Here is a 24,578-nt window from a genome sequence, read left to right on the forward strand (position 1 = left end):
CTACAGCTTCTACCTCGAGGGCACGGCGGATCGCCTGGTGGACCCGCAGCTCCCGCCGCTCGGCGCCGGGGACATCCTCAGCGTCGGCACCCTGTCTCTCGCGCTGGAGCCGGGCGCCAGCCGCTACGCCGCCCTCGTCCACGAGGCCGCACGCCAGGGGGCGCTGGTCACCCTCGACCCGAACATCCGCGCCCTCACCGCCACCCCCGAGCACCGCGAGGCCCTCCGCGCCCTGCTCCCCGACGTCTCGGTGCTCAAACTCTCCGAGGATGAGGTGGACTTCCTCGGCGAGGACGTCACGACGCTCGTCCCGGCCGCCATCATCACCCGCGGCGGCGAGGGCCTCCGCCTCGTCATGGGCGAGCACACCCTCGACGTCTCGCCGGCCCCCGTCGAGGTCGTCGACACGATCGGCGCCGGCGACACCGTCATGGCCGTCATCCTCAGTGAGCTCGACGCCCGCGGGGCGCGCCTCCCCGAGTCCCCGGAGGAGTGGCGGCCGATCCTCGAGCGCGCCGCCCGAGAAGCCGCCGAGACCTGCGCCCACGCCGGGGCGCGCCGCTAGGCCCGGGCGGGGTGGGCGCCCAGCCGCCCAGCGATGTCATCGAGCTGGGCGGCGATCTGCACGAAGGGCAGGTTAAGGTCGAGCGTGTGCACGCTGATGGAGTTCCCGCTCATCTGGTAGGTGGCGTGGGGCTGGATCTCCTCGTCGGTCCTGGCGTAAAGCAGGAGTCCGGAGACCTCGTGGTCGTTCTCGCCCAGGGAGGCGGCCGCGTTCTTCACGTACGTGAAGATCTGATAGAGATTCCCGGAGTGAACGCTGCGCCGATCGAAGCGTTCCTGGGTGGTGTGGGAATAGTATTTGGCGTCGATAATGAGCACGTTGCGGCCACGCCTGAGCGTGGCGCGGGCGCTCCTGCGCGAGCCGCGGATCCTCGTCCTCGATGAGACCTCCGCGCACCTGGATTCCGCGACGGAGCAGCGCCTCCTTGACCTGGTGCGCACACAGGTCGAGGAGCACCGGATCGGGGTGCTCCTCGTGACGCATCGGGCCTCGACGGAGGCCGCGGCGGATCGTGTCCTGCGGCTGAGCCCCGCCCAGCCGGCCCGCTAGCTCGCCGGGTGGACGGTGTAGAGCGGTTCGCCGGCGCGGACGGACTCGCCGGTGTGCCGCAGGCACTGCGTGCTGCCCTTGGTGACCACCACCGGCGTCGTGATGTCATAGCCGGCGGCGCGGATCGCGGGGATGTCGAATTCGCAGAGCGTCTCCCCGGCCTTCACCTCGTCGCCCTTCTGCGCGAGGGGGCGGAAGTGCTCGCCCTTGAGCTCCACGGTGTCGAAGCCGATGTGCATAAGGACGTCCACCTTGGTGCCGTCGGGGGCAATACTGCGCACCGCGAAGGCGTGCCCGGAGGGGAAGGAGACGATGACCTTGCCGTCGAAGGGCGCGACGAGCCGGCCTTCCGTCGGCACAATCGCCATCCCGGAGCCGAGCTTCCCGCCGGCGAACATCGGGTCGCTGACCTCCGCGAGGTTGAGGACATCGCCGGTGAGCGGCGCCGCCACGGTGCCGAGCGCGGTGAGCGTGTCGGTTGACGACGCCGCACTCGCCGCGGGGGCGGGGGCGGGAGCGGCGGGCTCGGCCTCGACGGGGGTGGCGAGGTCGGCGGGGGTGGCGGCCGCGGCGTCGGCATCAAAGTTGCCGCGGAGCTTGCCGTAGGCGAGGGAGGCGCCGAAGGAGATCACGAAGGTGATGACGCTGCACACAAGGAACATGGGGATGTCCGAGGAGCGGATACTCACCGCGCCGAGGAAGCCCGCGGCGCCCAGCGCCACGCCCTTGACGTGGAAGATCGCGACCAGCGCGGAGCCGAGGGCGGCGCTGCCCATGCCGATGTAGAAGGGCCAGCGCAGGCGGAGGTTGACGCCGAAGATCGCCGGCTCGGTAATACCCACGACGGCCGAGGCGCCCGCCGCACCCGAGAGGCCCTTGAGCTTCTCGTTCTTCGCGAGGAGGAAGATCGCGAGGGTGGCCGCACCTTGGGCGATGTTCGCCATGGAGGCGGTGGGGAAGATGAAGGAGCCGCCCTGGCTGATGAGCTCGAGCTCGATCGGCGGGAAGGACTGGTGAAGGCCCGTGATGACGATGGGCGAGTACACGAGGCCGAAGAGGAAGCCGCCCACGGGGCCGCCGAACTCATAGAGGTTGGCCAGGCCCATGCCCAGCCACTCGCCGGCCACGCGCATGACCGGGCCCACCGCCATGAAGGTGAGGAAACCGGTGACCAGCAGCGAGAGCACCGGGGTGACGAGGAAGTCGACGGTGCCGCGCAGGTGGCGGTGGAGGAACTTCTCGATGGTGGCGAGGATCCACGCGACGACGAGCACCGGCAACACCGTGCCCTGGTAGCCGGCCTGGGCGACGTCGATGCCGAAGATGTGCCAGTAGCTCATCGTGCCCTCGGACATGGCCTCGACCACGCTGTAGCCGTTGACGAGGTCCGGCATGACCATCGCCATGCCGATGCCGGCGCCGAGGTACTCGTTGCCCCCGAAGCGCTTCGTGGCGGTGAAGCCCACGAGGATGGGGAGGAAGGCGAACGGCGCGGAGGCCAGCAGGTTGATGAGCCCTGCCGTGTCGCCGAGCGCCGGGTAGCGCTCCACGAGGGGGAGCGGCCCGAAGAGGTCTGGCGCGGTGAGGACGTTGTTGAGCGCCATGAGGAGACCGCCACCCACCAGAATGGGGATGAGCGGCACGAAAATATCCGCGAGAACTTTAATCCCTCGGGAGAAGGGATTACCTTTCTTGGTGGCGACGTTCTTTAGCTCCTCGGTAGACACCGCAATATTCTTTGAGCAGAGCTTCGTCAATTCATCAAAGACGATATCGACGTCTCCGGGGCCGACAATGATTTGGAACATGCCGCCGGCCTCAAAGGTGCCTTTGAGGTCCGGGTCATCGTCGAGGGCGGTGGTGTTGACCTTCTCGCTATCGCGGAGGACAAGGCGGAGCCGAGTGGCGCAATGCGCAGCTCCGAGGATGTTATCCTCTCCGCCAATTGCCGGGAGGATGCGTTGTGCAACCTGTGCGTGATCCATGATCCAGCCTTCACAGTTGGTGGGGGTAGGGGAGAAAAGGGAGGATTCTCTCACCGCTAGTATTCAACAAAAAACCAGCGATGATCAAAAAATGTGACTCGTGGCGCAAAAGCGGCCGTCGGCCACCTCAATGTCCACGACGTTTCCGTCGCGAATAATGAGCACAATAGAGTTTTTATTTAATTCTTGAGAGGCGTTATCGGGGCGCTCCGACTCCGCACCGCCAGCGACGGGGATGAGGCGGGTCTCCTCGCCGCGGCGAAGCTCCAGCTGCCCGTCAGACCAGGTGAGGCTGAAGCCGGGTTCGATCTCCACGGACCAGGCCTCGTCGAGGAGGCTGCGCCGCCACACCTGCCAGGGGCCGTAGGCCTCGTCGGCGGGGAGCTGCTCGGGGGCGTCGGGGAGGAGGATGCGCTGGCGCAGGGCGTGATTGTGCAGGCTGAGGCGCCGCGGCAGGGTGAGGGTGTGGACCCAGCCCTCGGCGGCGAGGGTGGCGGACTCATCCTGCGCGGGCATCCCAGCCCAGCCGAGGAGCAGCGCGGTGTCGCCGTCGAGAGCCGCCTGCGGGGCATAGAACTCGAAGCCCCAGTCGGTGCGCTGGTAGGGCCTCAGCGCGTGGAAGGTGTGCCCCTCGAGGCGGCCCACGATGTAGCCGCTCTCATCGCCGCCCGCCCGCTGCGGGCAGAGGAAGAGCACGTGGAGGCGCTCGCCGGTGACCTCGTCGCGCAGCGGCACGAGGTTCGGGCACTCCCACATGAACGCGTCCTGCGGCGCGGCCTCCGCGGGCTCGACGCGCAGCTCACCCGCCCAATCCCAGCTCTCCAGGTCCGCCGATTCATAGACGACGACGGCCCCCCGCTCCTCCTCACGCTGCGCTCCGAGGAGCATCCGCCAGCGGGGCCGGGCGGTGGCTTGCTCGGCGCTGCCGCCGTCGCCGGCCTCCTCCGCGGTGATGGGCGTGATGTGGGGATCGCGGAAGTGCCCGGTGTAGCCGGGGTGCTCGCGGGGGATGAGCGGGTTCAGCGGGGAGCGCTGGTAGAAACCGCCTTCGGGGCCGGCGGGGTGGTGGACGTGGACGAGGTTCTGGGAGGGGACCCGGGTGCCGTCCTCGGTCTTGAGGTTGCCGGTGTAGTAGAGCCGTAGGCCGTCCTCGGTGCGGACGGCGCAGCCGGAGTAGCATCCGTGCCGGTCATAGGGGGTATCGGGGGTAAGGGCATCGGGGTGGTGCTGCCAGCGCAGAGAGCGGAGATCCGCGGAGGCGTGGCCCCAGCCGATGCGCTTGGGGCGCCGGGGAAAGGCGGGATCGTGCTGGTAGAAGGCGTGGAGGGTGGTGCCGTCGAGGTAGAGGCCGTTCGGGTCGTTGAGCCGACCCTGCGGGGGAGCGACGTGGAAACGGGGGCGATAGGGCATAAACCCACAATATCGGGCACAATGGGATCATGTTGTATGTTTGTGGCGAAGCCCTCATTGATCTCGTTCCCTGCAGCTCACCGGCGGGAGGGGAGGGGCTCGCTCCTCTCCGCCCCGTCCCGGGCGGTGGACCTTTCAATGCCGCGTGCTATTGCGGACTTTTTGATCGGACAGTGGCTTTTGTGGGCCGAATTTCCCAGGACCCCTTCGGCGAGACGCTCATGGGCGTGCTCCACAGCTATGGGGTGGACACCCGCTTCGTGCAGCGCGGCTCGGAGCCCACCACCCTCGCCGTCGCGAGCACCGGGCCCGACGGCTCCGCCACCTACAGCTTCTACCTCGAGGGCACGGCGGATCGCCTGGTGGACCCGCAGCTCCCGCCGCTCGGCGCCGGGGACATCCTCAGCGTCGGCACCCTGTCTCTCGCGCTGGAGCCGGGCGCCAGCCGCTACGCCGCCCTCGTCCACGAGGCCGCACGCCAGGGGGCGCTGGTCACCCTCGACCCGAACATCCGCGCCCTCACCGCCACCCCCGAGCACCGCGAGGCCCTCCGCGCCCTGCTCCCCGACGTCTCGGTGCTCAAACTCTCCGAGGATGAGGTGGACTTCCTCGGCGAGGACGTCACGACGCTCGTCCCGGCCGCCATCATCACCCGCGGCGGCGAGGGCCTCCGCCTCGTCATGGGCGAGCACACCCTCGACGTCTCGCCGGCCCCCGTCGAGGTCGTCGACACGATCGGCGCCGGCGACACCGTCATGGCCGTCATCCTCAGTGAGCTCGACGCCCGCGGGGCGCGCCTCCCCGAGTCCCCGGAGGAGTGGCGGCCGATCCTCGAGCGCGCCGCCCGAGAAGCCGCCGAGACCTGCGCCCACGCCGGGGCGCGCCGCTAGGCCCGGGCGGGGTGGGCGCCCAGCCGCCCAGCGATGTCATCGAGCTGGGCGGCGATCTGCACGAAGGGCAGGTTAAGGTCGAGCGTGTGCACGCTGATGGAGTTCCCGCTCATCTGGTAGGTGGCGTGGGGCTGGATCTCCTCGTCGGTCCTGGCGTAAAGCAGGAGTCCGGAGACCTCGTGGTCGTTCTCGCCCAGGGAGGCGGCCGCGTTCTTCACGTACGTGAAGATCTGATAGAGATTCCCGGAGTGAACGCTGCGCCGATCGAAGCGTTCCTGGGTGGTGTGGGAATAGTATTTGGCGTCGATAATGAGCACGTTGCGGCCACGCCTGAGCGTGATGTCGCTTCTCATGGTGGGCAGCATGTCGGAGAATCCATCGTCGAGCGCCCAGGGGATGTGGGGTGCTGCGGCGTGGAGCTCGGGGTGTTCGCGCCGGTAATACTCCAGTATGAATGCCTCGTAGAGGCGGCTCATGCGCTGCTCGTCGAAGAACTCCATGAGCCGCGTGCGGCCGTCGGCCTGGGTCTGCAGGAGCCCCTTGGCTACGAGCCAACACACGCCCATGAGCAGCCGATAGGTCTGGTTGTGCCGGTCATAGCGCAGGGCCCAGTCCACCGTGCGAAGATCCAGGGTCCGGACGTCCGCGAAGTGAAGGACCAGCCGCCGGAGGGCCTTCTTGCGTGGCGTGGAGATGTCGCTACGCAAGAGCAGCAGGAGAGTGGACTTCATGATGCGGTTCATCATCGAGTCCGCGGAGTACTCGTCGACGGTGCACACCATCTGGTGGCGGAGGAAAGCGCGAGACGTTATCGACGCGCTCACCTCGATCTTTCCCTTCACGGAGGAGAGGGCATGGCTGCGCTCGTGGTAGTCGTGCCGGAGCCCGCGCTTGATCTGCGCTGCCACGCCTCGTTCCAGGATGGCTGCGCAGAGTTCCGCGGCGTTCTCGAATTCTTCCGTGGCGAGGTCACGGTAGCCCTGCTCGCGCAGCGCCCGAAAGGCATAAGCGAGCATGTGGTAGAGGTTCTGGACGGGGATCATTCGAGGCTCCGCAGGAGATTCCTCGACCACTCGCGTACCTTCTCGGGCTCATCGAACCAGTATTCCTTCAGCAGCGGGATGAGCTCATACGTGACAATCCTGCGAAGCGCCGTGTCAGTACAGCTTTCGGGCTTCATTGTGCAGAAGAAGCTGTGCCCGATGGTGAAACCTTCGCCCAGGGCGTCGTCGTCACTAATCACGACGTTGAGTGCCTCCACTTGGCGGATGAGGGAGTCGAAGGCCTGGTTGTTGAGGGATTTGCGGTAGGCCTGGAAGCCCTCGGTGCTGAAGCCCGGCGTGAGGTCGAAGAAGGCGAAGCGGCGGCGCAGGGCGTAATCGAGGAGTGCCAGTGAGCGGTCGGCCGTGTTCATGGTTCCGATGATGTGCACGTTGGCAGGGACGTGGAAGAGCTCGGCGGAGTAGAGCAGCTGCACGGTGTTCTTGGGGCCGCGTTTGTCATTCTCGATGAGCATGAACAGCTCGCCGAAGATTTTGGAGAGGTTGCCGCGATTGATCTCGTCGATGATGAAGAAGTAGTCCCTGTCATCGTCGTCTGCGGCCCTCGCGCAGAAAGAGTAGAAGGACCCGCGGGAGAGCTCGAAGCCCTTCTCGCTGGGCCGGAAGCCCTCGATGAAGTCCTCATAGGAATAGCTCTGATGGAACTGCACCATCTGGACGCGCTCCACATCCTTCACACCCATGATGGAGTAGGCGAGGCGCTTGGCCAGGTAGGTTTTGCCCACCCCGGGCGCTCCTTGCAGGATGATGTTCTTCTTCGCTCGGAGTACGTCCACCACCGTGTCATAGGTTCCCTCATCCATAAAGACGTCGGAGAGGAAGTCCTCGCGGGTGTAGGCGGGGTAGTCCATCTGGGGTGTCTCGGGGAACTCCTCCGCGGTGTCTTCGCTGTCAAAGAAGGATTCCAACTCTGCGACGAGCTTCTGGTCTTTCGTGATGTCGGTGAACGCCTTCATGGCGAGGGTGCCACGAGTTCCCCAGTGCCCCTTGTGTGTCCACGTCACCTCGCGCACATGGGGATAATCCCCGCCATCCTCGGTGTAGTCATAGTCGCTCGTGATAACGCCCCGCCCTAGGATCTCCTGGCGGCCACGTTGAGCAAAGACGACGTCCCCCGGCTTCATCTCATGGGCAAACTGCCAGGCAGCGTGCACGGTAGTGGTCTTGCGCGGCGCGTCGGCGTGCTCGTCGAGGAGTGCGCGCTGCATGGCCTTCTCAGAGTCGTAGGGGGTGAGGTCATCGAACTCGGACAAGCGAAGGCCCATGATGCCGCTCTCGGAAAATTCCTCCCACATGCAGGGGTCCTTGCCCGGGGTATAGAGCCAATAGCGTGTGGTTTCTACGTCGGCGTCGCCGAGGCCGCGGCCATCAGCTGCTTCCTGAGCCTCGAGTTTTCTCCGCGCGGTGTCCGCCTTGTTCTTTTCCTTGGTCTCCTTGTTGACGCGCTCGGATTCTACCCGCGCGGCGTGGCTGATCTCGGGGAAACTCGTGAAGGGGAAGGCCTTAGTCCCGAACTGAGAGCGCACCGCATCGCAGATCGCCAGGTACGCCTCGCCACTAGCAGGGGCCGGGTCCTTCTCATGCGGGACGTGCTCAGAACATACCGGGCCAGCAAGAGCCTTGTCCCCCAGATACCAGCGGTTGCGTCCATCCAGACTGAGGAAGGCGAGAGGACGACTACACGACAGCCCCATGGGGAGTTTGAACTTCAGGAATGGCTGGTCGATGGTGTGATCGTAGGCCTGGCAAAAGGCCTCCCTGCTGGCCGGGGTGTCATGATCACCGAGAGCTAGCGCTGCCTCGAAGAGATCCCATAGATTCTGGATGTCCCTCTCGCCACGCCGGGGATCGTCATGAAAAGCATAAAATGTGGCATTCCCCGGATAGAGAGGGGACAGTCCTTCAAAGGAATGAGGAAGCTCCGCGTTCATGCCGAAAGTCTCCTTGAACGCGGCAATGCGCGCGGTGCGGTTGCCGTCGTTCATCTTCCTGGAGAAGAGGCCGAGGACAGTGAAGGGATCGATGTCCGTGGGGCCCGGCTCACTATCGAGCGTGGGGAGCTTCTTCCCGAGGCGGTCATAGGTCTCCTTCACCTTCTCGAGGAGACCTGTGCGGTCGTTGCGCCACCTGAGCAGCTCATCAGCGAATGCGGTGCAGAACTCTATCCATGGGAAGCGAGTGGCCATAGCGTGCTCCTGTTCTTTGCTGGGTGAGGGGCGCACGTCGCCGCCCAGCGTACAGGACGCGTAAACGCGGGGGCCTCGCTCAATTGATCGGGGGTTCTGGATTGAGTGCCGCCATCAATGTAGGCGCTAATGGTGATGCTGGATTGTGACACCACAGAATGTTTGAGGAGCCCTCCGAGTGCTCTATGAGCCATAGGGCGGCCTCACGGTGATTGCTATGCTCCTCAACTATTCGGCAAACGACAATCCAGCCACGGGTTTTCGCGATGAGTTTATCGGGATAGGGCAGACCCGTCGAGCGCGCCATAAAAGGCGAGGTGCCATGCGTGGGCGTCATACGTGAGCGTAAAGAGCTTCATACGATCCCCGCTGCAATCTGCATGGGCATCGATGTACAGGCCACCATCGCGAATGTCTGCCATGGTTCCCCTCTCCTCACGACCTTTGCGCCAGCGCAGTGTCGACGCGCTCACCTCGGTCCCAGACGTCCTGGTCGAGGATCCCCGCCCGCCGGGAGACGACAGCCGCGACAAGCGCCTGGCCGGTGACGTTCGTGGCGGTGCGGCCCATGTCGATGATCGGCTCGATCGCGAGGAGCAGGCCCGCCCCGGCGAGCGGCAGGCCGAGCGTCGAGAGCGTGAGGGTGAGCATGACCACGGCGCCCGTCGTGCCGGCAGTCGCTGCCGAACCAATCACAGAGACCACGATGATGAGCAGGTAGTCCACGGGCGAGAGATCCACGCCGAAGAACTGGGCCACGAACAGCGCCGCGACGGCCGGGTACACGGAGGCGCAGCCGTCCATCTTGGTGGTGGCGCCCAGCGGGATAGCGAAGGACGCGTAGGAGGAGGGGACGCCGAGGGTTTGCTCGGAGACCCGCTGCGTCACCGGCATGACGCCCATCGAGGAGCGCGTGATGAAGCCCAGCGAGGTCACCGGCCAGACGCGCCGGTAGAAGCCCACCGGGGAGAGCCCGTGGAGCGCCAGGATGACGGGATACACGATGAGCAGCACAATCGCGAGGCCGATGTAGATGGCCAGCACGAACTTCCCGAGGCTGCCCAGCGCCTCCCAGCCATAGGTGGCCACGGCGTTGCCGATGAGCGCGCCCGTGCCAATCGGCGCCAGCCTAATGATCCACCACAGCACCACCTGCACCACCTTGAGGAAGGATTCGGTGAAAGAGAGGAAGGGCTCGGCGGCTTTGCCAGCCTTGACCGCCGCGGTTCCCAGCGCCAGCGAGACGACGAGAATCTGGAGCACATTAAAGCTGAGGGAGATGCTGCCGGCGTCGGTGGCCTTCGCGGACAGGCCGAGGATATTGCCCGGCACGATGGAATTCACGAAGCCCATCCACGAGCCCACGGTGGACGGCTCGGCGGCGGAGTCGGCGCTGACGCCTGCCCCCAGCCCCGGCTTCATGACCACGCCGACGAGGATTCCCGCCAGCACCGAGAAGAACGCTGTGATCATGAACCACCAAATGGTGGAGAGCGCCAGCTTCGCCGCGTTGGTGACTTCCCGAAGTTTGGCGACGGATGTCACCACGGCGGCGAACACCAGCGCGGGGACCATCACCTTGAGGAGCTGGACGTAGGTGGAGCCCACCCAGTCGAGGATGGCTGAGAGCCAATTCTCGGGCTCGAGGGAGCGGGCGATGAATCCAAAAATCAGGCCGACGATCAGGCCGTAGATCACCTGGGCGCCGAAGCCCCGGGCCCAGCCGGGGAGGAGGTGGCGGCGCGCTGGGGTGTCCGAGGCGGATGCCGCGGGGGCAGAGGAAGAATCACTTGGCGAGGACGACACGCTGTTCACGCTTTCTGCACGGGGGACAGGTCGGGCGAGTTGGTGACATGACCACCAACGCGCATGTCTGATCCAACCACGCGGGGCGGGGAAAGCATTCCTTCCGGGACGGAAATGTGAGCAAACTAACCGAGTGGACTATGGAGAGTAGACAGGGTAGTACGGAGACCCCACGAGAAAGACGAAAACCCCCTCCCACCGCGGTGGTGTCCATACCGCGGGGGAGGGGGTTTCGCGAAGAGAACCGATGTGAGGCGATAGCACCGCCTCGGGTGCTTCGGGGTGTTAGCTCATCATCCCGAAGATCTTGGAGACGCCGCCGAGGATCGTCTTGACGATCTTCACAGCGAAGTCGAGGGCGTCAGAGTCGAAGTAGCCGGGGAAGGGCTGCTGGCCAGTAGGCATGAACTGTTCCTTTCAGGTGTGCGGTATGCAGGAGTGTGGGCGAAGACCCGGTGCCTCCCGCGGCGCCGAGGGTGGTCCCCAGGGTGAGGCGCGCGGAGGCGTCGTCGCAGGGGTCGCGCTGGGGTTTACTTCTCGGCGTCGCCGATGGTGATGATGGACTCGGGGTTGTTGTAGTCCTTGTAGCGGGCCAGCGGAGCAACGCGCTCGCAGTTGAGCACGCACTTCGGGTCGGCCTTGTTCGGACGGCCGTCGCGGCGGATGTCGTTGGCGTTGTAGACGGCCGGGGCGGCGACGACTCGCTCACCCTTCTGGGCGCGAGAGGGGAACTGCATCCGTAAGTCGATGTTCAGCTCGCCCTGATCGGTAGCCTGGTAAGTCTGCCAGGTGTAGACGCCCCAGTCAGCGCCATTGTCGGCGTTGCGGAGGGTGACGCGCACGGTGTAGTACTTGCCGGGCGCGAAGCCGGTGGCCTTCGTCTGGACGCGGCCGTAGTACGGGCCCTTGCCGGCGTTCGCCTTCTCCAGGAAGGGGACTTCGTGGTCGCCGTCGGCGTCGTCGGTGAAGCTGACGGTGCCAATCTGGCCTTCGGAGTGGTCGGGGGCCGGGTCGCTCTCGTTGACCTTGGTGGGGTCCCAGAAGGGGCGACCATCGGTGCCGCTGCTGCCCAGCAGGTCAGCGGAAGCAACGCCCTGTGCGGCAATCATGCCGCTCATGCCGAGCGCCAGCGCGGCGCCCGCAATGCGACGGATCTTCGTCATAACTCTTCTCCTTGAGCGTTCGTGACGTACGCGGTGTGGATGGATGGGGTGTTTAGACGATGCCCGCGGCGAAGCCGAGCATGGCCTTGATGGCCTCGACGAGCGACGGTCCAACCTCGGAGCCCCAGTGGAGGACGGGCAACGGATCGGTGGTGGGGTCGAGGGCCAGGCCTTCGTTGGGGTTCGTGTCAGCGCCCATGATGTCTCCTTTGCGAGATGAAGTCTGCGTGAAGTCTGTGGCCGCGCACTCGGCGCGGAGGGGGTCTACCCACGTCAACGCCCCGGCCGCACCGCGGGGCGGTGCGGAGTCCGGAGCGTCAGTGTGGACGTCAGTCCAGTGGATTACTTGCCGACGATCGCGGTGACGAGGCCGAGGATGGACTGAGCCAGGGAGCCCAGGGTGTTGAAGACGCCGGTGATGGAGTCAACGGAGACCTCGGAGGAGAGAGCCTCGAGCTTGTCGGAGGAGCCGGACACCAGGCCGTCGGCGGAGCCGGAAGCGGCGGCCGGAGCCTCGGTGGTGGTGGCGGCGGTGGTCTCGGAGGCCGGAGCGGTCTCGGCGGCGGTCGCGGTGGCGATGCCGAAGGTAGCGGAGGTCGCGATCAGGCCGGCGGCGATAGCGTTACGAAGCTTCATGAATTGTCCTCTTTTCGTTGTAGTCGTCTGTGCTGTGGACTGAGGCTCATACTAAGAACCGCCGCCGGGGGAGCACCACCGCCAAACGGCCCAAGTTTGAGGTATCTTTCGGCGACGCTCTCCCGCCGAAGGGTGGTCGAGAGTTACTCCGCCTATCTCCTTTCGGCCATAGGGGACCCTAAGAATGCCTGGTGGGCGGCGTAGGTCTAGGCCTCAACATGGCCCAGGCGCCCGAGAGCACGCCGCGAGCCCCGCGTCAAAAATGCCCCAATTCGGGGGTAAGTAGGTCCGCAGAATCCCACATAGCGCGCAGCCGCCCGCCTAGCCTCCCGCCGAGGACACCCCGCGGGGCCTACCGCGGCGGGCGCTCACCGTGGGGTGGCCGGGGATCCAGAAGCGTAGGGGAGCGTCCTGGTTCTTGGAGATCCCGATCCTCGGCCCCGCAACCCACTCCTCATCAGCCAGCCCCTCAAAGCCCAGGTCAGCGGGGGCGAGGAGGTGGAAGTGGGCGGGGTGGGCGTCGTCGAGAAGGATGGGCTGCTGGCGGATGGGGGCGTGGTTGTCCTCGACGCGAAAGCCCAGCGCAGAGCCCACGTTGCCGGGGCCGCGGGCGAGGCGCGGGTCGGGGCCGGGGAGGTTTCGGCGTTGGGCGGCGAGGGAGGCGCCGCGGAGGACCTCGCCGGCGCGGAGGAGACACCCCTGGCCTACGCCCTCCGGGCCGCACACGATGTTCCCCGCGCGGTGAATCCCGTAGGAGATATAGATGTACATGTGCCCGCCGGGTCCGAACATCGCGGCGTTTCGCCGGGTGGGCCCGCGGAAGGCGTGGGAGGCGGGGTCCTCGGCGCCGAGGTACGCCTCCACCTCCGTGAGGCGGATGGCCACGCCTCCGTGGCACAGGACCCGGCCGAGGAGCTGTGGGGCGACGACGTCAGCTGGCTGAGTAAAATCAATGCACATTCCGAAGCCCGATGGTAGGCCAGGCCGCGTCCTCGCTGCGCCTGGGCCTGCCTCGGGACCCCGACACGAAAGGACTCCGCACTCCGTGACTGCCCCCGCCACCCCGCAGACCCCGCAGACCGCCAGCGTGAAGGATTCCATCGAGGGCCGCCGCGCCGTCCGCCGCTACACCGCGGAGGCGCCCAGCCAGGAGCTCATCGATGAGGTCGCCCGCCTCGCCCTCGAGGCGCCGAGCGCCTTCAACGCCCAGATGCGCGACCTCTATGTTGTGACCGACGACGCCACCAAGCAGGCCCTCTACGAGGCCTCCAACCAGCGCCAGTTCCTTGAGGCGCCGGTGGTGTTCGTCGTGGCCGCGCGGACCGAGGCCGTGACGGACGACGTGGAGGGGCTGCTCGGCGAGCAGCGCGCGCAGGTCTTCGCCTCTTTCCGCTCGGGCATGTCCCCGGAGAAGCTCCGCGAGGCGAGCATCAAGGACGCCATGCTCGTGGCGGGCTTCCTGCTGGTCGCGGCGCAGTCCGTTGGCCTGGCGACCAGCCCCACCACCGGCTGGGACGAGGAAAAGGTGAAGGAGGCCATCGGCCTGGGCGGCCGGGAGGATCGGGCGATCGGCCTGGTCATCGCGGCGGGCTTCCCGAACGAGAGCCCGGCCCACCCCGGGCGGGCGGAGAGCCGCCTGCACCGCATCTAGTGGGGTAGTGACAGCTGGATGGAGGACCTTCGTGCACAACGAGACGGAGAGAATGCACGAAGGTGTTCCTTCGTCGGCTTCGGCCGCTTACACTGACACATGCTCGTCCGCCGCCGCATCGGTGGTGGCGGTGCAGGGTCAGTGATAAGGAACTGAACATCGGGGGAGAAAGAACGATGATGAGTACGCAGACGAGTGCCGGGGCGGTGAAGGCTGCGCAGGCCTTCAGCTTCTTCATCCATAGCGCGCGGGAGGATCACCGCAGCGTCGATGGGGAGACATATCTGAAACTCATCAAGCTGCTGTGGGCGGCTGACCGGCTGAGTCTTCGCCACTGTGGCCAGACAGTGTCGGAGGACCGCTACAGCGCAATGCGCTATGGGCCAGTGGCCTCAGAGGCGTATTCGCTGGTAGGCGCGTGTAAACCGGGCGCTCCAGCTCCGACTACGTGGTGTTCGTCTGAAGATAGTGAATGGTGGAGGGACCATTTTGAGGCCGGCGTCTCTGAGCTTCAACTGATCCGGGACCCCGGTGATGACCATCTTTCGTGTGCCGACACGATGATGCTGGAGAAAGCATACGCGGCGTTTCGTACCACGCCGCGTTTCGTGATGGCCGATGATATCAGCCACCGATATCCAGAATGGACACGCGCCTTTACAAGGGGTAATCCCCGTACGTCGTCCGTTGATATTGACATGGAGGATTTCTTTGCAGACCCGGACGACGGGAAGTTTGACTACTTCCACGTCGATGCAGATACTTTGAACGCTGCGCGAGAGTTTTATCGTGAGCGCCAGGAGATGGCTGTGGCATTGGGGTTCACTCGGTAGACCTGCTGACCCTTGCTACGGGATGCTCACCCCCAAAGGATCGCGCAGCACACTGTCTGTGGCCACGGCCCGCGCGATGCCGCGCACGATTTCCTCATGCGTGGGGATGAGCCGGAAGGTGAGGGGGAGGGCGTGGCGGCGTCGGACCTCGGCGGCAATGCGGTGGGGGACGCGGGCATCATGGGTGATGTGCTGACCTGCGAGGACGATGGTGCGCACGGGTCCCTCGGGGGCGTCGAGGATGAGGTCCACCATGTCCGCGAGGAACTCGACGTCCTCGGCGCGTCCGGGTGGGGCGAGCGTCGGGATGCTCGCCACGGAGTGGAGGCCCTCGGGGTGCGCGATGGCGGCGCCGAGGGAGTCGTCGGCATAAAACACGGCGGTGCGTTCCTCGGCGCTGTGCTGGTCGGGGAGGGGGGAGTTCTGGAGTTCGGCGGCGAGGATCGCGGGCACCGCCGCCCCGATGGACAGCGGCACCGTGAAGTGGGCGCTGAGCTGTTCGCGCAGGTTGAGGCGCTCCCAGTGGAGGTGAGCGGCGTCGACACTGCCGCCGATGCTCACCAGCCCCGGCGTGCTCACCCCGAGGGCGGCGAGGCTGAGGGAGGGGTCGTGGTGCTCGCGGGCGAGGGTGAGCAGGCGGTGCACCCCGGCCACCACGTGCTGGGTGGCCTCCGCCGGCGGGATGGAGGAGAGATCGAGGGCGATGTAGGTATCGACGATTGTCCGTCCCCGCAGGTCATAGAGCGCGAAGTAAGTGTTCCGCGTGCCGATCGCCACGCCGCCCAGATAGTAGGTGCCGGTGCTCAGGCACAGCGGCTGGCTGGGGCGGCCAAGCGGCGGCGCGGCGAGGTCCTCCGCCACATCGTCTGCCAGCCCCGGGGCCGCACCCGCACCCGCGCCCCGGCTCTCCGCGCGCCCCTCCGGGCAGGGCTCCACAAAGCCGGCATCGGTGAGGGATCGGATGGCGCGGGAGACGGTCGCCGCGGAGAGCCTGGTGTGCGCCGCGATGTCTCGTTGCGGCAGGGCGCCCAGGCGGCGCAGCGCGTGGAGGCAGCGCGCGGCGGGCAGGCGCGGGGGCGTGAAGACGGGGCCGGGGTCCGGGGGAGTGAAGCGCCCGGTGGTGCGGGTGCGGGGGCCCGTCATGACAGTCCTGCCAGGGCGTCGACCAGCGCGGGAAGGCCGGTGGCGGCGGTGCTGCGCCAGGAGTAGTCGCAGAGGCGGGTGAGGTCGGTGGGCTCGGGGCTGATCTCCAGGATGGGGGTGCCGAGCTCCGCGGCGATCCGCGGCAGCCCCGCGGCGGGGAAGACGACGCCCGATGTGCCCACGATGAGCACGAGGTCGGCGCTGGCCATCGCGCGTTCTGCCGCGTCCCATTCGCGTTCGGGGAGGGGCTCCCCGAACCAGACCACCCCGGGCCGGATGAGGTTCCCGCACAGGGGACAGCGGGGCGGGCGCAGGCGCGCGGACGGGCCGGCGGGGTGCGCCGGGGTGTCGTCGTCGGGAACGAGGGGGAGGCTCACGCCGCCGCGCCAAGGTCGGGAGCAGATGGTGCAGCGGTAGTCGAAGAGGCTGCCGTGCAGGTGGATGATCTCGGAGGATCCGCCGCGTTCGTGCAGGTCATCGATGTTTTGGGTGGTGATGGTGATGGCCTCGACGCCGGGGAGCTGTTCCCACGCGGCGAGCGCCCGGTGCCCGGCGTTGGGGTCGGCGTGGCGGGAGAGGGCCGCGCGCCAGAGGTACCAGGCCCACATGGGCTCGGGGTCGCGCGCCCAGGCGTCGATGCTGGCCATGGCTTGGGGGTCGACGTGACTCCAGACGCCGGTGGTGGCGTCGCGATACGTGTCGAGGCCGGACTCGGCGCTCATGCCGGCGCCGGTGAAGACGTTGATGCGCCGCGCGCCTCGGCAGAGGTCGAGTGCGTGTTCCAGCTGCTGATCCCGCATAGTGTCCAGGCTAGGCGGGCGCCGCGGCGCGGTGGGGGAGCCCGATCCGCAGGTCTTAGGTGAAAACCATTATCATTAGACCTCATGACATCACGCCCCAACCCTTCCAGCCCCACGCCCGTGACGGTTCTTTCCGGCTTCCTTGGCTGCGGAAAGACCACGCTCCTCAACCACATCCTTGCGAATCGCGAGGGCCGCAAGATCGCGGTCATCGTCAATGATTTTTCGGAGGTCAATATCGACGCCGCGCTCATCGCGGGGGAGGGCCACCTCACCCGCGGCGAGGACCGCTTCGTCGAGCTCACCAACGGCTGCATTTGCTGCACGCTGCGCGAGGACCTCGTCGAGTCGGTGAGCGAGCTCGCCCGCACGGAGCGCTTCGACCACATCCTCATCGAGTCCACGGGCATCTCGGAGCCCATGCCGGTGGCCGCCACCTTCGAGTGGCAGTGGGAGGACGGGACGCGCCTCCAGGACATTGCGCCCATCGACACCATGGTCACGCTGGTGGACACGACGACGTTCCTCGACCAGATTCGCCGCACGCAGTCCCTCGCCGAGGCGGACCGCGCGGCCACGCCGGAGGATGACCGCACGGTGGCGGATCTCCTCGTCGATCAGGTGGAGTTCGCGGATCTCATCTTCCTCACCAAGACGGACCTGGTGGATGAGGAGCGCGTGGAGCGCACCCGCGAGCTGGTCCGCGCGATGAACCGCCGCGCGGAGATCGCCGAGCTCGTCCACGGCGAGGTGAGCGTCGACACCATCCTCGGCGCCCATCGCTACAGCGTGGAGACCGCGCGCGCCTACCAGGGCTATACGGAGGAGCTGGAGAACCCGCACACCCCGGAGACGGAGGAGTACGGGATTTCCTCGTGTGTGTTCCGGGGGGATCGGCCGTTTGACCGGCAGCGCCTCATTGATGCGTTGAGGGCGACGACGGGCCTCGTCCGCTCGAAGGGCTATTGCTGGATTTCGGATCGGCTGGACCTGGTGCAGGTGTGGCATCAGGCGGGACCGAACCTGCAGATCCAGCCGGCGGCGCAGTGGGCGGGCACGGACCTGGAGCCGGGCAACGAGTTGGTGCTCATCGGCATCGATCTCAATGCGGAGGATCTGCTGGCTCGCTTGGAGAAAGCGACGCTCAGTGATGAGGAAGCCGCTGCCTTGTTGAAAACTTATTGACAACATGGCGGGGTCGTGCCATAGTGGGGCCAGAGGGTTTTCAATAAGTTCCCAATAATGAAAATCATGGTCGGGAGCTGCGGAAACTCATTCCCAATAAGACGCCATCGCATTGTCCTGAGGAGGACATCATGACCTGTAAGACCCACGAGAATCATCCCCACGTCCATGGCCCCGGCTGCGGCCACGTCGCCATCCCGCACGGTGATCACGTGGACTATGTGCACGACGGCCACCTCCACCGCGAGCACAACGGCCACTGGGATGAGTGCGAGCCCACCGAGCACATCATCCATGAGGATCACCCGCACCAGCACGGGCCGGGCTGCGGGCACGTTGCCGTCCCCCACGGCGACCACGTGGACTACATCCATGATGGTCACCGCCACGCCTACCACGATGGGCACTGGGACGAGCACTAAAGGCTACTCAAGGCTCAGGCTCGTCTGAGCGCCTAAGACACCGAAGGGTCCGCCGAGTCCGCCGCCAGCTGGTGGAAGAACTCGTCCTCGGTGAGTAGCACGATCGGCGATCCCTTCTCCCGCAACTGCTCCGCCTTCGCCAGTTTCCGCGAGGCGGAGCTGTTTGCTGCCCAGGCCGCCGGGTTGGGCGTCCCGATCACGAGGATCGTGGTCCGCCGCGTCATGCTCTTCTCGACGACGCCACCCGCCGCCTCAATGAGCTTCTGCACCGCCGCCCGCTGGCCGTGGTACAGGGTCCCGGTGATGCACACGTGCTCCCCGCGGAGCGCCTCCGGGTTCTTCCCGAACTGTTCGATGAGCGCCTCGGCGTCGAGTGCTGCGCTGTTCGCGGTGTGTGATGGGGTGCCGGCACCAGCAGTTCCGCCGAACCGCCGCGCAAAGCCCCGCGTGATGGGGCAGGCCTGTTCTAACTCCTCGTAGGTGTAGTCCTGCTGCATGCGCGCGAAGATTCGTCCGCAGGCGAGGGCGTCGGCGCTGGCCTCGTGGTGTTCGAACTCGTCGCCGGGGAAGTAGTACTCGTACACGTTGTCCAGGCTCTTGCGCTCTATCTGCTGGGCGAGGAGCCGCCGGGCCAGGCGCAGCGTGCACATGCGGCGGTTGGGCAGGTCGGGCAGGCCGTAGAGGGTGGCGAGGTCACTGAGCACGTAGCCGTCGAAGGCCATGTTGTGGGCCACGAGCGGGCGGTCCCCGATGAGCTCGTACACCGTTGGCGCCACGTCCGCCCACGTGGGTGCGTCCGCTACGGCTTCGGGCCGAATCCCGTGCACCATGATGTTCATGGGGAGGAAGTAGTCGCAGTCCGCGTGCGGGTGGAGGAGCGTGGAATACCAGTTGATGGGTTGGCCCTGCTCATCGAAATGAATAAGTCCCACCGAGCAGGCGGATCGCCGCTGCTCATTGGCGGTTTCAAAGTCGATGGTCACAAATTCTCGCACGATGCCTCCACTCTGTGTTGTCCTTCACAGGTTACCGGCGCAGTGATCGGTCCGCCCTAGGCCGCCCCCGGCTGTGCGTTATAGTCGCGGCCATGAACACCTCCCATGAGCACACCATCCGTTCCGTCGCCGTCTATTGCGGCTCCACCTTTGGCACCGAACCGGCCTTCCGCGAGGCGGCCCGGGCCACGGGCGCGGAGCTCGCGCGCCGGGGACTGCGCCTTGTGTACGGCGGCGGGAATGTGGGGCTCATGGGAGAAGTTGCCGACGCTACCCTCGCGCACGGCGGTCAGGTCACGGGGGTAATCCCGACGCAGCTGGTTAACCGCGAGATGGCCCACCGGGGCATCCAGCACCTGGAGACGGTGGACACGATGGCGCAGCGCAAGGCGCGGATGGAGGAGCTGGCCGACGCGTTTCTGGTCCTTCCCGGCGGGATCGGCACCCTGGAGGAGGTCACCCAGGTGCTCACCCGGGAAGTGCTGGGGGATGCCCAGGGGCCGGTGGTGTTTATCAATCCGCTGGGCTATTGGGATCCGCTGTTAGGGGCGTTGAAGGCGATGGTTGATTATGGCTTTCTCCCCGGGCGCTACGTCGAAGGACTGGCCGTAGATCCTGACCCGGCGGTGGTGCTTGATCGCTGTACTCACTGGCGGAACCCGGGAGCGAAGTGGGAGGGAGAGGATTAGGGAGCGCAGGGTGTGCAGCATGATGTGATGGGGAGGGGCGGGTACTGAGTCGAGGACGATCTGTGGTCTGAGGGTGTAAGGCCTGGTGAGAGCTTTGGGGTGGCCATGATAGGGAAGGCTCTTCGATTACGATGTAACCCCATATGGGGGTGCTTGCCTAGAGGGTGTGCTAAGGATGGAGTCACCAACCACCTGATCGTAAAACTATACATCGTGCTACCGCGTAAAGATGCGTGAAAGGTGAGGTCGAGGCGTATGTCTCTGACGAAGGCTCGTACTCGTATTCTTGGCTCAATTCTTGGGTGTGTCATCGCTGTTGCCCCCGGGAATGCTCAGGCGGATCCCAGTGATGGCATCGACTGGCATATCCGCGGCACCGTGCAGGGCCCTATGGGAGAGGACCTTCCCCTCCGTGAGGGCATTCATGATGATCGTACATGGGGCTCAGGGTTTGGCGTGCGACATATTGAGGAGGGTCATGGATATCTTCCTTCTTTGTCGGAGATTGAAGAGGGTATCCGTCAATCGAAAGAATGTGGAAATGGGCTGCCGGATGGGGACCAAAAAGTGGTGTGTAATTCCGAACTGCAAGGCCACAAATTTCGGGTAGTAGTGACTCAAAGAGTTGATAATCGCTGTCCGGATGGTCGTCCAGTCGGTATTATTACAGCGTTTTTTGAATAGTACGGGGCTGAACATGCAAGAACCGCAGCTAGAAGAAATGCGTGAGTACTACAGTATGCTAGGCACATTTTTGGAACACCTTTATCCCATGGTTGCGGATGAGGGTATCGAAATTAAGGGATTTGGTGTAAGGTCTGGATACTATTATGTCGATTTATTTGAAAATGGTCGGTATGAGGGTCAAGTAGTTCGATATTGGGGCTATCTGCGCCACCTTTTGGGAAAGCAAGAGGATGAGGTTGATTTCGATCTCATGCTGGGATCTGTGGGCGCGATCGAAAAATTCTTGACGTCAACACCATCTAGTCCGAACAATGTGAAGAAACCAGTGATGGAATACATCTGCAAGGAGGATGAATATGAAGAACCTATTCCGTTGTGGGATTTTATCCGGCGCCTTGATTCTGGGGCTGGCGCCGATGGGCGCTCAGGCAGTTGAGTACCATCCTGGCGATAAGGTCCCCAAGAGTGTGGATCCCGATGGTTTTCTGCCTGGGCCGGTAACCTATGACTCCGGACCTAGTTGTGTTACAGGGGAGCAGCGAGGGGATATGATTCATGTTCAAAATTCGTGCAAGGCGGATGAACATGTAAGGGTTATGATCGCTTTTGGTCCTGACTCTCCATGTGTCAATCTTCATCCCGGAGATACATTCGATCATAAACTAGAATCCCATGTGCCGGGTGGTCAGATCTTTAAGAAGCCATTTTTCAGTGGCATTGAGCTCTGCTAACCCTCACCGCCCACGTACTCCAGCTTCATGAGCGCTGGGTTATAGACGTAGTCGACGATATCTCCGTTCGCGATCATCGCCACCGCCTGGTCGATGACGCTTAGTGGTGCGATGAACCATTCGGTGACGTCGTGGCTGTTCCCGGCGGCAGCGGTGGAGCTGATGTCGAGCCGCGCGGGGGCGAACACGCGGTGGAGGAGGTGTTCGAGTGCGGAGGGGCGCATGTTGTAGAGGTGGTAGTCGGCGTCGATGCGCACGGGGGCGTGGAGGTAGGTGGCTTCGCGTTCGGCGTCGCGGAGGCGTTGTTCCACGCTGGTGGTGCAGTAGCCGATTTTGTGGAGGTCGCTGAGCTGGGAGATCTCAGGGTTGGTGCTCAGTGAGCTGAGGACGTAGAGGTGCCCGGTTTCGACGTCGGCGTCGCCGATTTCATCGGCCGTGATCTGTCCGGCGCGGGCGACGACTTTTCCGTTGTTGACGTACAGCTGGATGGCGAAGGATTTGAGGTACATCGAGGATTCGGTGCCGTTGTCAAAGATCACGCGAAGCCGTACTTTGGGTCGTCCGCTGGTGTTGAGCGGCGCTCCTTCTTCTGGTTCTTTAATCTCCGCGACGAAGGCCAGCATGCCGCGAAGCTCGTAGAATTTCCCTTCGGCGATGGTGTTTTCTCCGGTGAAGGTGACGAGGGTGGCGGTGCCGTCGCGGAGTTCTTGCTGCTTTTGTTGGAAGAGGGGGGCGAAGGTATCGAAGTCTGGGGCTTTTTTCCGGGTGGCTACGCCGCCTGCTGGGGGTTTGGGGCTGCGCCGAGGGAGGGTGGCGGTGTCGTAGAGGCTGGCGTCGTCTTCGTCGTTGTCGTCGAGGATGTCGCTGAGGATATCGTCGTCGTCGAGGGTGTCGAGGAGTTCGTCGACGTTGTCGGGGGTGTGGTCGGGGGTGAGGAGGCCGACGTCGTCGAGGTGCGCGAGGGCGGCTTTTTTGTCCTCGTTGTTGAGGATGCCGACGAGCCGGGCGCCGAGTTTGCGTTCGGCGATGTCCATGGTGTCGGGGCTGGGGGCGCGGCGGTGGGTGTCGTAGAACTCGAGGATTTCGGTGAAGGCGCGTTCGAGGCGGTCCTCGGAGGTCATGCGCCGGGGGCGGACGGGTTCGTCGAAGAGGCCGTCGGTGTCGTCGTTGAGGAGGGCGAGGAGTTCGGGGGAGAAGTCGGGGGTGTTGGCCATTAGTGTTTTCCTTCTCCCTGGTGGGCTTTGAACTGGCGCTTTTTGGCTTGGAGCCAGAGGAGGATTTCGCCGAGGCGCCGCTCGGCGGGGTCGTCGGAGCGGGGGTTGGGTTTGCGGCGATGCATGGCCACAAAGGACTTGATCTTGGGCACCATCTGGAGGGCTTCCTCCTCGGTGACCTCCACTTTGGATGCGGTGATGGCGTCCTGGATGGTGCGCAGCACCTTGGGGGTGACGTTCTTACTCATGACCTCAAAGGCCTTTTGGAAGGGATTGACCGAGTCGATGAGATTGATGGAAAGATCCTCGATTTTGACGAATTTGTCCGCCATACGGATGAAACGCTCATCGCCGATCTCGCGGATGTCGCCGTTCTTGATGACAGAGTCGGCCACGACGTGCTGGCGCACTTCCTCGACCTCCTTCTCGCTGAGGGCAGGGTAGCGCTCGCGGATGATGCGCGGCACGAGCACCTTGTTGGTGGTCTCGGGGTCCAGTCCGCCGGCGGCGGCCTTGGCGAATTTCTCGTCCTGGAGCACGGTGGCTTTGAGGTCGTTGAGGTCGGTGTCGATGAGCCGACGGACCCGCTCGGTGGAGGGCTCCTTGAACCCCTTGATCTTCACCACGCCGTGCTCGGTGTCTTTGTTGCTGTCCCCCTCCTGCTTGGCTTTGAAGGCGAAGTTGGGGGCTAGGACTTGCTCCATGAGCAGCGAGGCGGTGATGGCTTTGAGCATGTTATTGACGGCGACGGTCACGTCGTCGGTGCTCGCGTCGGGCTCCGCGATGAGGTTGGTGAATTGGGCGTGTTCTTTGCCTTCGCAGTCGCGGGTGACGCGCCCGATGATCTGGATGATCTCGGTGAGGGAGGCCCGGTAGCCGATGGTGAGGGCGTCTTCGGCGTAGGGCCAGTCGAAGCCTTCCTTGGCCATGCCGAGGGCGATGATGATGTCCACGGCCTCGCGCTCCTTGGAGGCCACGGTGGTGAGGTAGTGGAGCACTTCGGCGCGGCGTTTCTGGTCGGTGTCATCGACGAGGTCTGCCACGCGGAGGATCTCCCCGGTATCGCGGCGGCGCACGGAGTAGATGCCGTGCTCGTCGGCGTCCTGGACCTCGCCGATGGCGTCCATGATCTGCCCGACTTCCTCGAATTTGTCCTTGGTGGAGTCGCCCGAGTTCACCGACGGGATGTGGATGATGGTCTTCCGGTCCAGGTGGAGGGCCTCGCCGACGCTCTCGGTGTAGGGGCCCTGGTAGAAGTGGTGGCCAATACCCAGGGACTTGAGGTAGCGGTAGCCGTTGAGCTGGTCGTAGTAGTTGAAGGTCACGGGCGTGAAGCGGGCTTCGTCCTCGGGCGCGAGGACGGGGATGCTATCCCCGCGGAAGTAGCTGCCGGTCATGGCAATGACGTGCACGTCCGACTTGTCCATGACCGTCCGCAGGAGATTGCCCAGCCGGTTGTTGTCCAGGTCCGCGGAGACGTGGTGGAACTCGTCGATAGCCAGCACGCAGCCGTTGAAGTCCTCCGGGGAGATGGCCTCGAAGGCGAAGCGCAGCGTGGCGTGCGTGCACACGAGGACCGCGTCCTTGCTCTCCATGAACGCCACGAACTGCTTGACCAGGCTCTGCGCCGAGGCCGGCTTGCACAGGTTGTTTTCCGGTTTGACGTGCCAGTTGGCGAAGAAGCCGTGGGTCTTCAGGTCCGTGTCATCGAAAGAGCCGCCGATGGAGCGCTCCGGCACTGCCACGATGACCTTCCGCCGCCCTTGATTAAACAACTTGTCGAGCGCGACGAACATCAGCGCGCGCGACTTCCCCGACGCCGGCGGCGCCTTAATGAGCAGATTGTGCGCCCCGCGCTCCTCCCACACGCGGGCCTGCATCTCTCGCATGCCGAGCTCATTGGTGTTCACCGAATTCCCGGACTGCGCATACGTCACATTGACGACGTTCATCTCGGGCGTGCTTGTCGTGCTCATT

At 64.9% G+C, this 24,578-nt stretch carries 25 protein-coding genes; 10 read left to right on the forward strand and 15 right to left on the reverse strand.

Translation table 11 applies throughout. The features are described 5' to 3' along the window. Nucleotides 1–565 (forward strand): PfkB family carbohydrate kinase (locus L1O03_RS00005; RefSeq protein WP_236117383.1); only part of this gene is annotated, 565 nt, incomplete at its 5' end. Here the strand turns inward: L1O03_RS00005 and L1O03_RS00010 are convergent. Continuing rightward, nucleotides 562–882, reverse strand: a complete 321-nt coding sequence (locus L1O03_RS00010) for an McrC family protein (RefSeq protein ID WP_236117384.1) — start codon at nt 880–882, stop codon at nt 562–564. The genes L1O03_RS00005 and L1O03_RS00010 overlap by 4 nt on opposite strands. On the opposite strand from L1O03_RS00010, the gene L1O03_RS00015 reads away from it, so the two are divergent. Continuing rightward, nucleotides 875–1,114, forward strand: a complete 240-nt coding sequence (locus L1O03_RS00015) for a P-loop NTPase family protein (RefSeq protein ID WP_236117385.1) — start codon at nt 875–877, stop codon at nt 1,112–1,114. The genes L1O03_RS00010 and L1O03_RS00015 overlap by 8 nt on opposite strands. Here L1O03_RS00015 and L1O03_RS00020 read toward each other — a convergent pair. Together L1O03_RS00020 and L1O03_RS00025 are read right to left on the reverse strand one after the other, a co-directional pair. Beyond that, nucleotides 1,111–3,099: a sucrose-specific PTS transporter subunit IIBC gene (locus L1O03_RS00020; RefSeq protein WP_236117386.1), complete on the reverse strand. Its 1,989-nt coding sequence runs from the start codon at nt 3,097–3,099 to the stop codon at nt 1,111–1,113. The genes L1O03_RS00015 and L1O03_RS00020 overlap by 4 nt on opposite strands. An 84-nt stretch (nt 3,100–3,183) precedes the next feature. Beyond that, nucleotides 3,184–4,509: a glycoside hydrolase family 32 protein gene (locus tag L1O03_RS00025; RefSeq protein WP_236117387.1), complete on the reverse strand. Its 1,326-nt coding sequence runs from the start codon at nt 4,507–4,509 to the stop codon at nt 3,184–3,186. Between the two features lie 29 nt (nt 4,510–4,538). Here L1O03_RS00025 and L1O03_RS00030 point away from each other — a divergent pair, with 29 nt between their 5' ends. Then, nucleotides 4,539–5,399 (forward strand): carbohydrate kinase family protein, encoded by an 861-nt coding sequence (locus L1O03_RS00030; protein WP_236117388.1) that lies wholly within the window; start codon nt 4,539–4,541, stop codon nt 5,397–5,399. Here the strand turns inward: L1O03_RS00030 and mcrC are convergent. From mcrC to L1O03_RS00065, 7 genes are all read right to left on the reverse strand, one after another. Then, nucleotides 5,396–6,442, reverse strand: a complete 1,047-nt coding sequence (gene mcrC / locus L1O03_RS00035) for a 5-methylcytosine-specific restriction endonuclease system specificity protein McrC (RefSeq protein WP_236117389.1) — start codon at nt 6,440–6,442, stop codon at nt 5,396–5,398. The two genes, L1O03_RS00030 and mcrC, sit on opposite strands and share 4 nt — an antisense overlap. Beyond that, nucleotides 6,439–8,646, reverse strand: a complete 2,208-nt coding sequence (locus L1O03_RS00040) for an AAA family ATPase (protein WP_236117390.1) — start codon at nt 8,644–8,646, stop codon at nt 6,439–6,441. The genes mcrC and L1O03_RS00040 overlap by 4 nt, the downstream gene beginning before the upstream one ends. 435 nt (nt 8,647–9,081) lie before the next feature. Next, on the reverse strand, nt 9,082–10,452 hold the full coding sequence (locus tag L1O03_RS00045) for a dicarboxylate/amino acid:cation symporter (protein ID WP_236117391.1): 1,371 nt from the start codon (nt 10,450–10,452) through the stop codon (nt 9,082–9,084). Nucleotides 10,453–10,982: 530 nt separating this feature from the next. Then, nucleotides 10,983–11,615, reverse strand: coding sequence for a hypothetical protein (locus L1O03_RS00050; RefSeq protein WP_236117392.1), 633 nt, complete (start codon nt 11,613–11,615; stop codon nt 10,983–10,985). A gap of 52 nt (nt 11,616–11,667) precedes the next feature. Then, on the reverse strand, nt 11,668–11,814 hold the full coding sequence (locus L1O03_RS00055; protein ID WP_236117393.1) for a hypothetical protein: 147 nt from the start codon (nt 11,812–11,814) through the stop codon (nt 11,668–11,670). A gap of 143 nt (nt 11,815–11,957) precedes the next feature. Further along, nucleotides 11,958–12,251, reverse strand: coding sequence for a hypothetical protein (locus tag L1O03_RS00060; RefSeq protein ID WP_236117394.1), 294 nt, complete (start codon nt 12,249–12,251; stop codon nt 11,958–11,960). A 321-nt stretch (nt 12,252–12,572) separates the two neighbouring features. Next, nucleotides 12,573–13,211, reverse strand: a complete 639-nt coding sequence (locus tag L1O03_RS00065; RefSeq protein WP_236117395.1) for a DNA-3-methyladenine glycosylase — start codon at nt 13,209–13,211, stop codon at nt 12,573–12,575. A gap of 85 nt (nt 13,212–13,296) precedes the next feature. On the opposite strand from L1O03_RS00065, the gene L1O03_RS00070 reads away from it, so the two are divergent. Continuing rightward, entirely contained in the window at nt 13,297–13,902 is a 606-nt protein-coding gene (locus L1O03_RS00070; RefSeq protein ID WP_236117396.1) for a nitroreductase family protein, read from the forward strand. A 176-nt stretch (nt 13,903–14,078) separates the two neighbouring features. Further along, nucleotides 14,079–14,735, forward strand: a complete 657-nt coding sequence (locus tag L1O03_RS00075; protein WP_236117397.1) for a Panacea domain-containing protein — start codon at nt 14,079–14,081, stop codon at nt 14,733–14,735. Nucleotides 14,736–14,750: 15 nt separating this feature from the next. On the opposite strand, the gene L1O03_RS00080 is transcribed toward L1O03_RS00075, so the two are convergent. Both L1O03_RS00080 and L1O03_RS00085 read right to left on the reverse strand, forming a co-directional pair. Continuing rightward, nucleotides 14,751–15,878, reverse strand: coding sequence for an ROK family transcriptional regulator (locus L1O03_RS00080; protein ID WP_236117398.1), 1,128 nt, complete (start codon nt 15,876–15,878; stop codon nt 14,751–14,753). Further along, the gene (locus L1O03_RS00085) at nt 15,875–16,678 is read right to left on the reverse strand and encodes an NAD-dependent deacylase (RefSeq protein WP_236117399.1); all 804 of its coding nucleotides are present in this window, start codon (nt 16,676–16,678) and stop codon (nt 15,875–15,877) included. Before L1O03_RS00085 ends, L1O03_RS00080 begins: the two co-directional genes overlap by 4 nt. 84 nt (nt 16,679–16,762) lie before the next feature. On the opposite strand from L1O03_RS00085, the gene L1O03_RS00090 reads away from it, so the two are divergent. Together L1O03_RS00090 and L1O03_RS00095 are read left to right on the forward strand one after the other, a co-directional pair. Next, nucleotides 16,763–17,863 carry a GTP-binding protein gene (locus tag L1O03_RS00090; protein ID WP_236117400.1) on the forward strand — a complete coding sequence of 367 codons (1,101 nt, stop codon included), beginning with the start codon at nt 16,763–16,765 and terminating at the stop codon, nt 17,861–17,863. A 131-nt stretch (nt 17,864–17,994) separates the two neighbouring features. Then, on the forward strand, nt 17,995–18,285 hold the full coding sequence (locus tag L1O03_RS00095; protein ID WP_236117401.1) for a hypothetical protein: 291 nt from the start codon (nt 17,995–17,997) through the stop codon (nt 18,283–18,285). 32 nt (nt 18,286–18,317) lie between these two features. On the opposite strand, the gene L1O03_RS11570 is transcribed toward L1O03_RS00095, so the two are convergent. Beyond that, complete coding sequence (locus L1O03_RS11570) at nt 18,318–19,280, reverse strand: exonuclease domain-containing protein (protein ID WP_236117402.1); 963 nt, start codon at nt 19,278–19,280, stop codon at nt 18,318–18,320. Between the two features lie 92 nt (nt 19,281–19,372). Between L1O03_RS11570 and L1O03_RS00105 the strand changes: the two genes are divergently transcribed. The 3 genes from L1O03_RS00105 (at nt 19,373) to L1O03_RS00115 (ending at nt 21,092) form a co-directional block, all read left to right on the forward strand. Next, nucleotides 19,373–19,969 carry an LOG family protein gene (locus tag L1O03_RS00105; RefSeq protein ID WP_236117403.1) on the forward strand — a complete coding sequence of 199 codons (597 nt, stop codon included), beginning with the start codon at nt 19,373–19,375 and terminating at the stop codon, nt 19,967–19,969. Nucleotides 19,970–20,224: 255 nt separating this feature from the next. Next, complete coding sequence (locus tag L1O03_RS00110; protein ID WP_236117404.1) at nt 20,225–20,653, forward strand: hypothetical protein; 429 nt, start codon at nt 20,225–20,227, stop codon at nt 20,651–20,653. Between the two features lie 13 nt (nt 20,654–20,666). After that, a complete protein-coding gene (locus L1O03_RS00115; protein ID WP_236117405.1) occupies nt 20,667–21,092 on the forward strand; it encodes a hypothetical protein in 426 nt (141 codons plus the stop codon). Nucleotides 21,093–21,383: 291 nt separating this feature from the next. Here L1O03_RS00115 and L1O03_RS00120 read toward each other — a convergent pair whose 3' ends face one another. Together L1O03_RS00120 and L1O03_RS00125 are read right to left on the reverse strand one after the other, a co-directional pair. Then, nucleotides 21,384–22,601 (reverse strand): GIY-YIG nuclease family protein, encoded by a 1,218-nt coding sequence (locus tag L1O03_RS00120; protein ID WP_236117406.1) that lies wholly within the window; start codon nt 22,599–22,601, stop codon nt 21,384–21,386. Further along, nucleotides 22,601–24,577, reverse strand: coding sequence for a DEAD/DEAH box helicase (locus L1O03_RS00125; RefSeq protein ID WP_236117407.1), 1,977 nt, complete (start codon nt 24,575–24,577; stop codon nt 22,601–22,603). The genes L1O03_RS00120 and L1O03_RS00125 overlap by 1 nt, the downstream gene beginning before the upstream one ends. Nucleotide 24,578: the final 1 nt, after the last annotated feature.

This window comes from Corynebacterium uropygiale (assembly GCF_021568315.1).
GTDB classification, from domain to species: Bacteria; Actinomycetota; Actinomycetes; order Mycobacteriales; family Mycobacteriaceae; genus Corynebacterium; species Corynebacterium uropygiale.

What these genes read in the sequence shown, in the direction of transcription:
- L1O03_RS00030 (WP_236117388.1), top strand. Translation starts at nt 4,539, where the DNA reads ATGTTGTATGTTTGTGGCGAAGCCCTCATTGATCTCGTTCCCTGCAGC.
- L1O03_RS00095 (WP_236117401.1), top strand. Translation starts at nt 17,995, where the DNA reads ATGACCTGTAAGACCCACGAGAATCATCCCCACGTCCATGGCCCCGGC.
- L1O03_RS00040 (WP_236117390.1), bottom strand. Translation starts at nt 8,646, where the DNA reads ATGGCCACTCGCTTCCCATGGATAGAGTTCTGCACCGCATTCGCTGAT.
- L1O03_RS00065 (WP_236117395.1), bottom strand. Translation starts at nt 13,211, where the DNA reads ATGTGCATTGATTTTACTCAGCCAGCTGACGTCGTCGCCCCACAGCTC.
- L1O03_RS00015 (WP_236117385.1), top strand. Translation starts at nt 875, where the DNA reads ATGAGCACGTTGCGGCCACGCCTGAGCGTGGCGCGGGCGCTCCTGCGC.
- L1O03_RS00110 (WP_236117404.1), top strand. Translation starts at nt 20,225, where the DNA reads ATGTCTCTGACGAAGGCTCGTACTCGTATTCTTGGCTCAATTCTTGGG.
- mcrC (WP_236117389.1), bottom strand. Translation starts at nt 6,442, where the DNA reads ATGATCCCCGTCCAGAACCTCTACCACATGCTCGCTTATGCCTTTCGG.
- L1O03_RS00060 (WP_236117394.1), bottom strand. Translation starts at nt 12,251, where the DNA reads ATGAAGCTTCGTAACGCTATCGCCGCCGGCCTGATCGCGACCTCCGCT.
- L1O03_RS00075 (WP_236117397.1), top strand. Translation starts at nt 14,079, where the DNA reads ATGATGAGTACGCAGACGAGTGCCGGGGCGGTGAAGGCTGCGCAGGCC.
- L1O03_RS00105 (WP_236117403.1), top strand. Translation starts at nt 19,373, where the DNA reads ATGAACACCTCCCATGAGCACACCATCCGTTCCGTCGCCGTCTATTGC.
- L1O03_RS00055 (WP_236117393.1), bottom strand. Translation starts at nt 11,814, where the DNA reads ATGGGCGCTGACACGAACCCCAACGAAGGCCTGGCCCTCGACCCCACC.
- L1O03_RS00050 (WP_236117392.1), bottom strand. Translation starts at nt 11,615, where the DNA reads ATGACGAAGATCCGTCGCATTGCGGGCGCCGCGCTGGCGCTCGGCATG.
- L1O03_RS00125 (WP_236117407.1), bottom strand. Translation starts at nt 24,577, where the DNA reads ATGAGCACGACAAGCACGCCCGAGATGAACGTCGTCAATGTGACGTAT.
- L1O03_RS00115 (WP_236117405.1), top strand. Translation starts at nt 20,667, where the DNA reads ATGCAAGAACCGCAGCTAGAAGAAATGCGTGAGTACTACAGTATGCTA.
- L1O03_RS00080 (WP_236117398.1), bottom strand. Translation starts at nt 15,878, where the DNA reads ATGACGGGCCCCCGCACCCGCACCACCGGGCGCTTCACTCCCCCGGAC.
- L1O03_RS00090 (WP_236117400.1), top strand. Translation starts at nt 16,763, where the DNA reads ATGACATCACGCCCCAACCCTTCCAGCCCCACGCCCGTGACGGTTCTT.
- L1O03_RS00025 (WP_236117387.1), bottom strand. Translation starts at nt 4,509, where the DNA reads ATGCCCTATCGCCCCCGTTTCCACGTCGCTCCCCCGCAGGGTCGGCTC.
- L1O03_RS00120 (WP_236117406.1), bottom strand. Translation starts at nt 22,601, where the DNA reads ATGGCCAACACCCCCGACTTCTCCCCCGAACTCCTCGCCCTCCTCAAC.
- L1O03_RS00085 (WP_236117399.1), bottom strand. Translation starts at nt 16,678, where the DNA reads ATGCGGGATCAGCAGCTGGAACACGCACTCGACCTCTGCCGAGGCGCG.
- L1O03_RS00020 (WP_236117386.1), bottom strand. Translation starts at nt 3,099, where the DNA reads ATGGATCACGCACAGGTTGCACAACGCATCCTCCCGGCAATTGGCGGA.